The 13,134-nt window shown below is 68.1% G+C and carries 9 protein-coding genes; 4 read left to right on the top strand and 5 right to left on the bottom strand.

What is annotated here, in order from left to right; genetic code table 11:
• Window positions 1-15: 15 nt before the first annotated feature.
• The gene (locus F5X71_RS00630; protein ID WP_167460191.1) at window positions 16-594 is read right to left on the bottom strand and encodes a Uma2 family endonuclease; all 579 of its coding nucleotides are present in this window, start codon (window positions 592-594) and stop codon (window positions 16-18) included.
• A gap of 143 nt (window positions 595-737) precedes the next feature.
• On the opposite strand from F5X71_RS00630, the gene F5X71_RS00625 reads away from it, so the two are divergent.
• Together F5X71_RS00625 and F5X71_RS00620 are read left to right on the top strand one after the other, a co-directional pair.
• Window positions 738-1,349 carry a histidine phosphatase family protein gene (locus F5X71_RS00625; protein ID WP_167460190.1) on the top strand — a complete coding sequence of 204 codons (612 nt, stop codon included), beginning with the start codon at window positions 738-740 and terminating at the stop codon, window positions 1,347-1,349.
• Window positions 1,350-1,467: 118 nt separating this feature from the next.
• Window positions 1,468-1,809, top strand: coding sequence for a hypothetical protein (locus tag F5X71_RS00620; protein ID WP_167460189.1), 342 nt, complete (start codon window positions 1,468-1,470; stop codon window positions 1,807-1,809).
• A 71-nt stretch (window positions 1,810-1,880) separates the two neighbouring features.
• On the opposite strand, the gene F5X71_RS00615 is transcribed toward F5X71_RS00620, so the two are convergent.
• The 3 genes from F5X71_RS00615 to gltB all read right to left on the bottom strand — a co-directional run bounded on the left by F5X71_RS00615 (window position 1,881) and on the right by gltB (window position 9,484).
• Window positions 1,881-2,780 carry a cutinase family protein gene (locus F5X71_RS00615; protein WP_174816994.1) on the bottom strand — a complete coding sequence of 300 codons (900 nt, stop codon included), beginning with the start codon at window positions 2,778-2,780 and terminating at the stop codon, window positions 1,881-1,883.
• A gap of 592 nt (window positions 2,781-3,372) precedes the next feature.
• Window positions 3,373-4,842 (bottom strand): glutamate synthase subunit beta, encoded by a 1,470-nt coding sequence (locus tag F5X71_RS00610; RefSeq protein WP_167460188.1) that lies wholly within the window; start codon window positions 4,840-4,842, stop codon window positions 3,373-3,375.
• Window positions 4,835-9,484, bottom strand: a complete 4,650-nt coding sequence (gltB, locus tag F5X71_RS00605) for a glutamate synthase large subunit (RefSeq protein WP_167460187.1) — start codon at window positions 9,482-9,484, stop codon at window positions 4,835-4,837. Before gltB ends, F5X71_RS00610 begins: the two co-directional genes overlap by 8 nt.
• A 417-nt stretch (window positions 9,485-9,901) precedes the next feature.
• Here gltB and F5X71_RS00600 point away from each other — a divergent pair, with 417 nt between their 5' ends.
• Entirely contained in the window at window positions 9,902-10,069 is a 168-nt protein-coding gene (locus F5X71_RS00600; RefSeq protein WP_167460186.1) for a hypothetical protein, read from the top strand.
• Window positions 10,070-10,451: 382 nt separating this feature from the next.
• On the opposite strand, the gene F5X71_RS00595 is transcribed toward F5X71_RS00600, so the two are convergent.
• Entirely contained in the window at window positions 10,452-11,117 is a 666-nt protein-coding gene (locus tag F5X71_RS00595) for a chorismate mutase (RefSeq protein WP_167460185.1), read from the bottom strand.
• Window positions 11,118-11,311: 194 nt separating this feature from the next.
• Here F5X71_RS00595 and F5X71_RS00590 point away from each other — a divergent pair, with 194 nt between their 5' ends.
• Complete coding sequence (locus F5X71_RS00590; RefSeq protein WP_167460184.1) at window positions 11,312-13,030, top strand: DUF4407 domain-containing protein; 1,719 nt, start codon at window positions 11,312-11,314, stop codon at window positions 13,028-13,030.
• Window positions 13,031-13,134: the final 104 nt, after the last annotated feature.

The raw sequence follows: 13,134 nt of genomic DNA, 5'->3' as shown, positions 1-13,134 counted from the left end.
GCGGTAGCGATCCCGTCAAAGTCGGTCGACGTCGGTCAGATCGATGTCGATGTCGAACGGGACGGTGAGCTTCAGCTGGTCGTGGTGAATTCCGGTGAGCGCGTATGCCTTTGTCGCCGGATCGAGTTCATAGACATAGACCACCGGGCGGCCGTCGACATTCTCGACCCGCCAGAAGTGCGCGATCGCGGCCTGCGCGTAGAGCTGAGGCTTGCGCTCGCGGTCCCGGGTGCGCGACTCCGCCGACACCACCTCGATGGCGAGCAGTACGTCCTCGGCTCGGTAGGTGGTCAGGTCGGGGCCACCGTCGCGGTCGGCGCGGACCACGATGAGGTCGGGTTCGGGGCGTTGATCATGCCCGAGAGTCACGGTCATTTCCCGCCGCACCCGCAGATGCGCGGGCACCAACGCATACAACGCGAAGTTGAGCAGATTGATGACCTGCATATGGAACTTGGCCTGCGGGCTCACGAAGATCAGACTCCCGTCGATCAACTCGGTATGGGGTGGCAGGTCGGGCAGGCGGTCCAGATCTTCGGCAACGAAACCGCCTGCCGGCGGGCGCAGCCACTCCGGAAACGGTTTTTCGGTCATGACACCGAGTATGGCACCGGTCATGCCAGACAGTCTGGCACCGACTGTGATGTCCTAGGCGCATCACGGACTGCCATCGGACTGCCAACCCGACGCGCGCCCTGCCGAATGCCAACGCGGCATGCATGCGGCAGAGTGGGGCTGTGCAGTTGATTCTTGTTCGTCATGCCCAGCCGATGCGGATCGTGCGCACCGCGGGGGCGGCTGATCCGGAGTTGGCCCCGGTCGGGGCGGAGCAGGCGGAGCGGGTGCCCGCGGCGCTGAGCCAGCATCGGATCGCGCGGGTGGTGAGCAGCCCGCAGCGGCGGGCCCGCGCGACCGCGGCGCCGACGGCGGCCAAGCTCGGGCTCGACGTCGAGATCCTCGATGATCTGGCCGAATACGATCGCGACCTGCCCACCTACATTCCGATCGAGGACGCCAAGGTCGAGTTCCGCGAGATCTACGAGCAGATCAAGGCGGGGTACTTCCCGCCGCAGATCGACGGACCGGCCTTCAAGTCCCGGGTGCTCGACACCGTCACCGAGATCGCGGCGGCCACCGATCCGGCCGACACCGTGCTCGCCTTCACCCACGGCGGCGTGATCAATGTGCTGCTACAGCAGATACTCGGCTTGGAACGACCGCTGACCTTTCCGATCGACTACTGCTCGATCACCCGAATCCTGTTCTCCCGCACCGGCCGCCGCACCGCCGCGACGATCAACGAGAACGGGCACGTGTGGGATCTGCTGCCGCGCAACATCAAGTCCTGATTGTCTGGTTCACAGCCGATTGGCAGGGACGTCACACCGGCGCCCCAGCGACGGAACCTTCTATGGGACCGGTGAGCCGCTACACCAGCGGTTCCCGTTTCGAGAGAGAGGAATTCCGTTGCTCAGTAGCACATCGACGCCGCTGCGTCGCCGAATTGCCCGCGTCGCGGTGACGGGGGCGCTGCTCGCGCTGCCGCTCGGCGCGCTCGCCGCGAACGCCGTGGCGCAGACGCCCGAGCCCGGCGCCATCCCGCTGGCCCAGCCCGCCCAGGACGGCGCGGAGATCAGCGCACCCCCACGCCGTTGGCTGCCCGGTGGCGACCAGGGCGGGCCACGGGTGGAGCACCGGAACGGACCGGGCAGGCACGGTCCCGGTGACGGTCCGCGCATCTACAAGAACGAACCGGGACCGCGGGCCCTGCACGTCCGCCCGCCGAGCGGTTCCGCGGGCAGCAGCTGATTCGTGGATAACCCTCAGACGACGAAGGCCCACCTCCGCGGCGGAGGTGGGCCTTCGTCGGTTGCCGTGGATCAGGCCATGCCCGCGATCCAGTTGTGCATCCAGGACGTGGCGGTCTGACCGCCACCGACCGGGTAGCTGCCGTACAGCGTGTGCGCCTGCGACTTGTAGAAGCGCTCCAGATCCTTGGCCCGCTGCTCGTTCGCCGAGTCGGTGAGCTGGGCCTGCAACGCGGGCACGCCGCCGTGGGCGAACAGATCGGTCATGATGTTGCCCGCCTCGATCTGGTAGCGCCACATGTTGGCCGGGTTCATGTCCGAGGCCTGCGCCATGAAGCCGGCGAACCGGGTGACGAAGTCGTCCGGCTCGGTCGCGCAGTACAGGTCGTCGACCGCGCAGATGGTGCGGGTGCGATCGCTGAGCCAGCCGAAGCCGCCGACCCGGGGGCCACCCGCGCCCGCGCCGGGCGCGGGGATGCCCACCTGGACGTCGGTGGGCGAGCGACGCGGATCGGAGATCAGGCCGACGCCCGCGACCCGGTCGGCGGGCACGACGCCGGTCCCGGTGCCGATCTCGGCGGCGAGGTCGCCCGCCGCGTCCGCGCCCTGGCTGTAGCCGACGAGCGCGATCCGGGTGGCGCCGCACTGCTTGGCCATATCGGCGATCAGGCCGCGCGCCCGATCCGTGGCTTCCTTCTTCGAGTTGCCGTAAACCTCACCCTCCCAAGGGAAGGCGGTCGCGGCGTAGGTCACGTAGTCGACCTCCGCCGACCTCGGCAGATTGTTCGTGACGCCGGCCAGCATGCCGGGCTGTGGCTTCTTGTCCTTGCCGGTCTCCCAGGTGCCGGGGATCGCCACCACGTACAGGCTGGGGCATCCCGGTTCCGCGCTCGCCGAGCCGCTGCCGAACACCAAGCCGGACAACACCGTCGCGGATGCACCGAGAGCCGCGACAACCTTCTTCAACTGCATACCGCTCCAGTCCAAACCAATGCCCGCCGTGGGCATCCCCGACAAGTTGCGCACCAATGCTGGACCGCAGGAGTGACTCTCCAGTGCACGCTGGGTTAACCCGAGCCACCCATCGATCCGGACGCCGCCGTCTCGAACCCACATCCCAAGATCAGCAAGACGCCGGGGATCACAATAAAGGGCGGGCGCGCCCGGCGCCATCCCAACCCGCGCCCGATGTCCGATTTTCGTCCGGTGCCCAAAGCCGCAGTTCCACACCACATCCCGACACCAGTCCCCTGATCAACGCTCGTTCTCCCGAATGCACCCATCCGCAATCACTCAGCAAATATCAACGGACGTGCGCGACTTTCGATGGAACAACCCGCAAAGCCCTTGACGATCAGCGCAAATCAAGGACGGTTGCGCAGGAACAGGCAATCATCTGGAGAACGCGCCCGTCGCGCCCGCGGCTATGCCGTGCACGGCATAGCCGGTCGAATGCGTCACTCGCGCGTGTCGTATTGCGGTCGAATCCACCGGAAAGAACAAAGGCGCCCGCGGACCGAAGTCCGCAGGCGCCTTTTCCGCTCCGGTAAGAGAGGGGTTCAGTTCATCGCTGAGCGACCATGGTGGGGGTGATCGGCGCGGGCAGCGCCGTCTCGCCCTCCAGGAAGCGGTCCACCGCGGCGGCCGCGGCGCGACCCTCCGCGATGGCCCAGACGATGAGAGACTGGCCGCGGCCCATATCGCCCGCGACGAAGACGCCGGGGATGTTGGTCGCCCAGCCCTTGTCGCGCTGGACATTGCCGCGCTGGTCGTAGCCGACGCCGAGGTCTTCGAGCAGGCCACGCTTCTCGGGACCGGTGAAGCCCATCGCGAGCAGCACGAGATCGGCCTCGAGGGTGAAGTCGGTGCCGTCGACCTTCTCGAACCGGCCGTTGACCATCGTCACCTCGTGCGCCTGCAGGCCGGTGACCTTGCCGTCGGTGCCGACGAAGCGCTCGGTGTTGACGGAGAACACCCGCTCGCCGCCCTCCTCGTGCGCCGAGGAGACCCGGTACATCAGCGGGTAGGTCGGCCACGGAGTAGAGGCGGCGCGTTCCTCCGGCGGACGCGGCATGATCTCGAACTGGTGGATGCTCTCGGCGCCCTGCCGGTGCGAGGTGCCGAGGCAGTCCGCACCGGTGTCACCGCCACCGATGATGACGACCTTCTTGCCCTTCGCGTGGATGGGCGGCAGGCCGTCGGCGTCGGTGACGGCGTCGCCGAGCTGCACCCGGTTGGCCCACGGCAGGAACTCCATGGCCTGGTGGATGCCGTCCAGCTCGCGGCCCGGGATCGGCAGGTCACGCGCGATGGTCGCGCCGCCGGCCAGCACGATCGAGTCGAACTGCTCGCGCAGCTGCTCGGCGGTGATGTCGACACCGACGTTCACGCCGGTCTTGAAGATGGTGCCTTCGGCCTCCATCTGCGCCAGCCTGCGGTCGATGAAGCGCTTCTCCATCTTGAATTCCGGGATGCCGTAGCGCAGCAGACCGCCGATGCGGTCGGCCCGCTCGAACACGGTCACGGTGTGTCCCGCACGGGTGAGCTGCTGTGCCGCGGCGAGTCCCGCGGGGCCGGAGCCGACGACGGCGACCCGCTTACCGGTCAGCCGGGTCGGGTAGACCGGGGTCACCCAGCCCTCGTCGAAGGCGTTCTCGATGAGCTCGACCTCGACCTGCTTGATCGTCACCGGGTCCTGGTTGATGCCGAGGACACAGGACGCCTCGCACGGAGCGGGGCACAGCCGCCCGGTGAACTCCGGGAAGTTGTTGGTGGCGTGCAGCCGATCGATGCCCTCGCGCCACTGCCCCTTGTAGACCAGGTCGTTCCACTCAGGGATCAGGTTGCCCAGCGGACAACCGTTGTGGCAGAACGGGATACCGCAGTCCATGCACCGGCTGGCCTGACGCTGCAGGGTCTCGTGCGCGAAACCCTGCTCGTAGACCTCTTTCCAGTCCATCAACCGCAGCGGAACGGGACGACGCGCCGGCAGTTCCCGCTTGGTGTGCTTCAAAAAACCTTGTGCGTCAGCCACGCGCCGCCTCCATGATCGCTTCGTCGACGTCCTTGCCTGCCTTCTCCGCCTCGGAGATGGCGAGCAACACCTTCTTGTACTCGCGCGGCATGACCTTCACGAAGTGGTTCACCTGCTGCGACCAGTCGCCCAGGATGCGGTCGGCGACCGCCGAACCGGTCTGGTCGCGGTGCTCGGTGATGACGTCGCGCAGCCAGGTGAAGTCGTCACCGGAGAGCTGCTCGACAGCATCGGCCTGCTCGGGGTTGAGCTTGTCCTCGAAGGTGCCGTTCGGGTTGTAGACGAACGCGACGCCGCCGGACATACCGGCGCCGAAGTTGCGGCCGGTCTCGCCGAGGATGACCACGCGGCCGCCGGTCATGTACTCGCAGCCGTGATCGCCGACGCCCTCGACCACCGCGGTGGCGCCGGAGTTGCGCACGGCGAACCGCTCGCCGACCACACCGCTGATGAACGCGCGCCCGTTGGTCGCGCCGAACAGGATCACGTTGCCCGCGATGATGTTCTCTTCCGGCTTGAAGCCCTCCGGCGCGTCGAGCGACGGGCGCACCACCAGGTGGCCACCGGAAAGTCCCTTGCCGACATAGTCGTTGGCGTCACCCTGCACGCGCAGCGTGATGCCCGCGGGCACGAAGGCGCCGAAGCTGTTGCCCGCCGAGCCGGTGAAGGTGATGTCGATGGTGTCGTCGGGCAGGCCGGCGCCACCGTAGAGCTTGGTCACCTCGTGGCCGAGCATGGTGCCGACGGTGCGGTTCACGTTCGTGATCTTGGTTTCGAACTTCACCGCCTTGCCACGCTCGAGCGCGTCCCGGCTCTGCGTGATCAGCTGCTGGTCCAGCGCCTTGTCCAGGCCGTGGTCCTGGGTCTTGGTACAGCGCCGGTCCTGGTACATGAACGCGGTCTCGACGTTGTCCAGGATCGGCGAGAGGTCGAGCTTGTTGGCCTTGAAGTGCTGCTTGGCCTTGGCGGTGTCGAGCAGGTCGACCCGGCCGATGGCCTCGTCCAGCGTGCGGAAGCCCAACTGCGCCAGCAGTTCCCGGACCTCTTCGGCGATGAACAGCATGAAGTTCTCGACGAATTCCGGCTTGCCGGTGAAGCGTTCGCGCAGCACCGGGTTCTGCGTGGCGACACCCACCGGGCAGGTGTCGAGGTGGCAGACCCGCATCATGATGCAGCCCGACACCACCAGAGGCGCTGTGGCGAAACCGAATTCCTCGGCACCGAGCAGCGCGGCGATCATCACGTCGCGGCCGGTCTTCATCTGCCCGTCCACCTGCACGACGATGCGGTCGCGAAGTCCGTTGAGCAGCAACGTCTGCTGGGTCTCGGCCAGGCCGAGCTCCCAGGGACCGCCCGCGTGCTTGAGCGAGGTGAGCGGCGACGCACCGGTGCCGCCGTCGTGACCGGAGATCAGCACGACGTCCGCGTGCGCCTTGGACACACCGGCCGCGACCGTGCCGACACCGGGCTCGGCAACAAGTTTCACGTGAATCCGCGCCTGCGGGTTCGCGTTCTTCAGGTCGTGGATCAGCTGCGCCAGATCCTCGATCGAGTAGATGTCGTGGTGCGGCGGCGGCGAGATCAGGCCGACGCCCGGCGTGGAGTGGCGCACCTCGGCGACCCACGGGTACACCTTGTGCGCGGGCAGCTGGCCGCCCTCACCGGGCTTGGCGCCCTGCGCCATCTTGATCTGGATGTCGGTGCAGTTGGTCAGGTAGTGCGCGGTCACACCGAAGCGGCCGGAGGCCACCTGCTTGATCGCGCTGCGCCGCCAGTCGCCGTTCTCCTCCGGCTCGAAGCGCGCGGGCGACTCGCCGCCCTCACCCGAGTTCGACCGTCCGCCGAGGCGGTTCATCGCGATCGCGAGCGTCTCGTGCGCCTCGGCGGAGATGGAGCCGTAGCTCATCGCGCCGGTGGAGAACCGCTTGACGATCTCCGAGGCGGGCTCGACCTCGTCGATCGAGATCGACGCACGCTCCTTCTTGAACTTGAACAGGCCGCGCAGCGAGGCCAGCCGCTCGGACTGGTCGTCGACCAGCTTGGTGTACTCCTTGAAGATCGAGTACTGACCGGTGCGGGTCGCGTGCTGCAGCTTGAACACGGTGTCCGGGTTGAACAGGTGGTACTCACCCTCGCGCCGCCACTGGTATTCGCCGCCGACCTCGAGCTCGCGGTGCGCGCGCTCGTTGCGGTTCTCCAGGAACGCGACCCGGTGCCGCTCGGCGACGTCGGCCGCGATGTCGTCGAGGCCGATACCGTCCAGGTGCGAGCGCATCCCGGTGAAGTACTCGTCGGCCAGTGCCTGCGAGAGACCGATCACCTGGAACAGCTGCGCGCCGGTGTAGGACGCCAGCGTGGAGATGCCCATCTTGGACATCACCTTCAGCACGCCCTTGCTCGCGGCCTTGTTGTAGTTGACGACCGCCTTGGCGTAGTCGGCGGCCAGATCGCCGGTGCTGCCCGGCATTTCGAGCGCGCCGCGCTCGAGCATGTCCTCGATGGTCTCGAAGGCCATGTACGGGTTGATCGCGGCCGCGCCGAAGCCGACCAGCATCGCCATGTGGTGCACCTCGCGGGCATCACCGGCCTCGACCACCAGGCCGACCATGGTGCGGGTGCGCTCGCGGACCAGGTGGTGGTGCACCGACGCGGTGAGCAGCAGCGACGGAATGGGCGCCAGCTTCTCGTTCGACTCGCGGTCGGAGAGCACGACGATGCGCGCGCCGCCGTCGATCGCGGCCGACACCTGGGTGTTGATCGCCTTGAGCGCCTTGCGAAGTCCCTTGCCGCCCTTGGCGACCGGGTACAGGCCGCGCACGATCACCGAACGCAGCTCGGGCTGGGAGCCGTCGTCGTTGATGTGCACCAGCTTGGCCAGCTGGTCGTTGTCGATGATCGGCGACTCGATCGCGATCTGCTTGCACGACTCCGGGCCGGGGTGCATCAGGTCGGCCTCGGGGCCGATCGCCCGGCGCAGGCTGGTCACCACCTCTTCCCGGATCGCGTCCAGCGGCGGGTTGGTGACCTGCGCGAACAGCTGAGAGAAGTAGTCGAACAGCAGCCGGGGCCGCGCCGAGAGCACCGCGATCGGGGTGTCGGTGCCCATCGAGCCGAGCGCTTCGCCGCCGGTCTTGGCCATCGGCGAGATCAGCAGGTTCAGCTCTTCGTTGGTGTATCCGAAGATCTGCTGCCGGATCAGCACCCGGTCGTGCGACATGTGCACGTGCGGGCGGTCGGGCAGGTCCTCTAGCTTGGTGACGCCCTCGTCCAGCCACTGCTGGTACGGGTGCTCGGCCGCAAGCTGGTCCTTGAGCTCCTCGTCGCCGACGATGCGGCCCTGCGAGGTGTCGACCAGGAACATGCGGCCGGGTTGTAGTCGAACCTTGCGCACCACCTTGGACGGGTCGATGTCGAGCACGCCGACCTCGGAGGCCATCACGACCAGGCCGTCGTCGGTGACCCAGATGCGGCTGGGACGCAGGCCGTTGCGGTCGAGCACGGCGCCGACCACGGTGCCGTCGGAGAAGCACACCGACGCCGGGCCGTCCCACGGCTCCATCAGCATCGAGTGGTACTCGTAGAACGCGCGGCGGCGCTCGTCCATCTTCTCGTTGCGTTCCCACGCCTCGGGAATCATCATCAGCACCGCGTGGGGCAGGCTGCGGCCGCCGAGGTGCAGCAGTTCCAGCACCTCGTCGAAGCGCGCGGTATCGCTCGCCCCCGGCGTACAGACCGGGAAGATCTTCTCCAGCCGGTTGTTGCCCGCCGAGTCGATGCCGAAGATGTCCGAACGCAGCAGCGCCTCGCGCGCGCGCATCCAGTTCTCGTTGCCGGTGACGGTGTTGATCTCACCGTTGTGCGCGACGCGGCGGAACGGGTGCGCCAGCGGCCACGACGGGAAGGTGTTGGTGGAGAAGCGCGAGTGCACGATGCCGAGGGCCGATTCCACCCGGCCGTCCTGCAGGTCCAGGTAGAAGGCGCGCAGCTGCGGCGTGGTGAACATGCCCTTGTAGACGAAGGTCTGGCCGGACAGGCTCGGGAAGTACACCGACTCCTTGCCGACCGTGCCCGCACCCGAGCCAGCCTTGCCGAGCTCGTGCTCGACCCGCTTGCGGATGACGTAGGCGCGACGCTCCAGGTCCATGCCGGACAGCTGCTCGGCCGCACCGCGCGGGGAGCCGATGAAGATCTGTCGGAAGGTCGGCATCGCGTCACGGGAGAGCGCGCCGAGCGAGGACTCGTCGATCGGCACCTCACGCCAGCCGAGGACCTCTAGGCCCTCTTCCTTGACGATCTTCTCCACGCCGTACGCGGCGCGCGCGGCCTCGCGACGGGCCTGCGGCAGGAAGGCGATACCGGAGGCGTAGGAGCCCTCCGGCGGCAACTCGAAGTCCACGATCGCGCGGAAGAAGCGGTCCGGAAGCTGGATCAGGATGCCGGCACCGTCACCACTGTTGGGTTCCGCGCCCGCGGCACCGCGGTGCTCCAGGTTCAACAGAGCCGTAATAGCCTTGTCGACGATGTCGCGGCTGCGGCGGCCGTGCATGTCGACGACGAACGCGACACCGCAGGCGTCGTGTTCGTTCGCCGGGTCGTAGAGCCCGACGGGGCCAGGTGACCTGTGGCCAGGAAGTTGCATCATGCCTCTGCCTTCAAGAAGGGCGTTCGACGAAAAACGAAATGGGCTATTTCGTCGGAATGCCTCCGTACAAGACTGCGCCCGTACGTTCCGAAACCAGCCGCGCTGATGGTCTTCGGCGTGCAGTCACGTCTCCAGTTGTTTCACCCGCTTCAGTGACGTAGTGGGTGCTCGTCGGTAACGGATCCCTAACAAGATCCTTACCTCCGCGCGGGTTCCGGCCCGCTACGCTGAGCACCGGTCAGGAGCTGCCCCGAGCGGGCGAGTGGGCCGAGCATTCTGTGTTCGGCGTAAGAGCAAACGATAAGTCAGGTCCGGGGCCCAACCAACTTAGGCTGTACTAATAAACGGGTCTAGCTGGGCTTCTTCATTCGGTCCTCCACGTGTGCGCGTCGTCCAGTGTAAAGCAGCAGGCACCGCATGATCGATCCCGCGACGCCCGGTGCCGACCACTCCCAGCCGGCGCGCGAGAGCGCCGCCGAACCGCGCGATACGGTCAGGAAATCGCTCTCACCTGCATCGAAGATGATTTCCCTCGCGAAGCATCCGGCAAACCACCAGATGACGGCTAACTCGAAGGCGGGGTGAATGAGATATTTCCGACAGGCTCCTGACGAGGCGCGCATGTGATCCGACCGTCCGGACTGTTTCGCCCGCTGTGGGCTTCAGCACATATTCAGCAAACGACGCGGAGTGGCGTTCGACACATTTCTACGGCCGAAACCTATCCGTCCTTATGCCGTATTGGACGTGACTTATTGCGGAATGGCCCGCCCTTTACCGAATATTCGCCAGCCGATCCGGCTTTCGTCGTTGAGTTCAACTTAAAACGGCGCCTTTCGCCGTCGGCCGGACGAGTTCGACAGGCGCGCATCAGCGTTGCGCGCGGTCCACAAAGTTTCGGGTGGAAGGGTGTGCGGCGCGCCCAACGGGAACCGCGGCGTACCCGCCGAACAATGCGCGTGCCCGCTCAGCGCGGCGCGCAGAGCGCCACCGCGGCGCGCACCAGCGCCGCCTGGTGCAGTGGGTCGGTCTCCCCCGCGGTGAACACGCCGAAGACGCTGCGGGCCACGCGTTCGGCGCAGTCCGGCGCGGTCAGCTCGTCGCGTTCGGCCGCGAGCTGGTCGACGATCTCGACGTTCACCCGATCGATCACCGGACGCACCGACAACAGGTCCGGCGGCGTGCTCGGCGCGGCGGAGGCATCGAAACGCCAGCCGGTGATCAAACCCCGCTGCACGATCTTGTTGGCCTCGATCTGCCCGGAGAACACCTGCCGCACCCAGGGCTGCGGCAGGTCACGCCCGGCGCCGAGCCGGGCCATCGCGTCGTAGACCACGGCCTCCCTGGCCGGATCGTCGATCGTGGGCTCGGTGCCGGTGCGGGTGGCGCTCGCCCATTTCGCCGCGGCGACGGCGTCGGCGGTGCGCAGCCGCTCGAGTACCAGGCCGACCAGGCGGTCCAACGATTCGGTCGGGTCAGCGCCCGCCCTGACCGGGGACATCATCAGCGCGGCGGAGAGCAGCAGCAGCGTGGTCAGCCACGCCGTCGGCCGTCGGCCGTGCGTCACCGCGCGGCGGAACCGGTGCACGAACATGTACTGACCTCCCGGACAACGCGCTGGACGACGGGTCATCGATCGAGGGTAGAGCCCGCGGGTGAACCCGAGATGGCGCCGCATCGGTCGGTTTGTGAGCCTGGCCACATACCCCCGCTCGTACTCGGTGTGTCGGGGACGGTCCTGTCACGCTGTGACCACGAAACCGTGACGGTTTCGCTCGCTAGCGGTGTCCGCGAAATCGACTGGGACGAAGAGGATGTGAGTTCCCAATGACCGTCACCGGCTTGTTCACCTGGCTCGGCGGGGGTCAGCCCAACGATGTCGCCTACCGCCACGAACGCACCGGCTACGCACTCACCGGCGCGGCGGTACTGCTGTTCGCGATCGTGTCCGCCCTGGTCACCGCGTTCGCCGTGGGCTCGGTCGGCACCTGGCCGGTGCTCGGTGTGTGCGCGGCGGCACTGCTGGTCGGGATACTCGCCTGCGCGATCGCCCGGGCGCTGGCGACCCGGCGCCCGGATCGCATGCCGGACAAGCTCGGGCTGCTCGCGCGCATCGGCCTCGCGGTGCTGACCGGCGGCCTGATCGCCGAGCTCGCCGCGATCGTGGTCTTCGGTGACAGCGTCGATCGCACGCTGGACGAACGGGCACAGCGCGACACCGCGACCGCGCCGCAGGTCGTCGCCGCCCGCGCGGAGGTGGACCGGGCGCGCGCCGAACGGGTCGCGCTGGACCGCTCGATCACCAAGGCGCAGCAGGACATCGATCGCGCGCTGGAGATCGCGCGCTGCGAGCTCAGCCCGAGCCCGGAATGCCCGCAGACCCTGATCACCCGCGTGCCTGGGCGCGGCCCCGAGGCCCAGGTGGCCAACGACATGCTCGACGACACCCGCAAGCAGCTGGTGATCGCGCAGGCCAGGGTCGAGCCGGCCGACCGGCGCCTCGCGGATGCCGAAAAAGCCGTCAGCACAGCCGAATCCGCCGCCTTCGCCGCCGCCGACCGTGGGCTCGGCGCGCGCTGGCAGGCGATGAACGAGTACACCACCCAGCACGCGGGCGCCATGCCGCTGCGCATCCTGACGATTCTCGCTGTGCTCGCGCTCGCCCTGTTGCCGCTGCTGCTGCGCTGGTGGCGCGGGGACACCTCGTTCGACCGGGCCACCGCCGCGCTCGCCGTGCGGGACAAGGCCGAACAGGACGCCGAGGCGGCCATCGCGGTCAAGCAGGCCGAGGTGCGCGCCGAGGCCGAGCGCCTGCGCGCCGAACAGCAGCTCACCTCCGCCCGGCTCGCCGTCGAAGCGGACACCGCCATCGATCGGGAGCACCAGCGCACCCGGATCATCGCGGCCATCGGCGGCGTGGAGCTCGGCATCACCGAGCCGCCCCGCCGAGCAGAACTCCCAGCCGCACCGGCTGACGAACGAAAGGACAGCGCCGTGTCTGCCGAAGGATTCGTGACGCCGAACCTGCCCGCCCCGGTCGCCGCGGGCGCGCTCGCGCCGCATCGCGCCCAGCCGCCCGCCGCCCCGAAAGCCGGCGGCGGCCTGGAACTTCCGCTGATCGGCACGGTGCCGTTCACCGATACCGCGGCCCGCCTGATCCGGCCGCTGGTGCCCGCGTTCGTCGCCACCGCGATCGACAACGCCACGCACCCGCTGCGCACCGCGAAGCAGGCCTTCGAGGAGGTCGAGGAGATCACCTTCACGCTGCGCCGCACCCGCAAGGTCACCGTCGACACCCAGGACTCGCACGGGTCGAGCGGCTATCAGCTCGCGCCGGGCGCGCCGGACGCGGCGCATGCCCGACGCGTCGCGGCCACGGTGGTCGACGCCGACTACCGGCAGGACGACCCGCGCTATTCGGCGCTGCCCGCCCACTCGGGGACGCAACCGTACGGCCTCCCGCCGCACCAGCAGGACGAACTCACCGGCCGCGGCACGCGCGAACTCCCCGGTCACGGCCGACGCGAACTGCCACGCGGCCACTGAGTGCCTACCGTGGGGCTATGCGACGCGTCCGAGCGCACCTGGCCCGCACGGTATCGGCGCGCGGCAGCGCCGCGCGCGCACGCTGTGCGATCCGTCATGAACTC

The organism is Nocardia brasiliensis, from assembly GCF_011801125.1.
GTDB classification, from domain to species: domain Bacteria; phylum Actinomycetota; class Actinomycetes; order Mycobacteriales; family Mycobacteriaceae; genus Nocardia; species Nocardia brasiliensis_C.
This window is presented reverse-complemented; position numbering and strand designations above follow the sequence as displayed.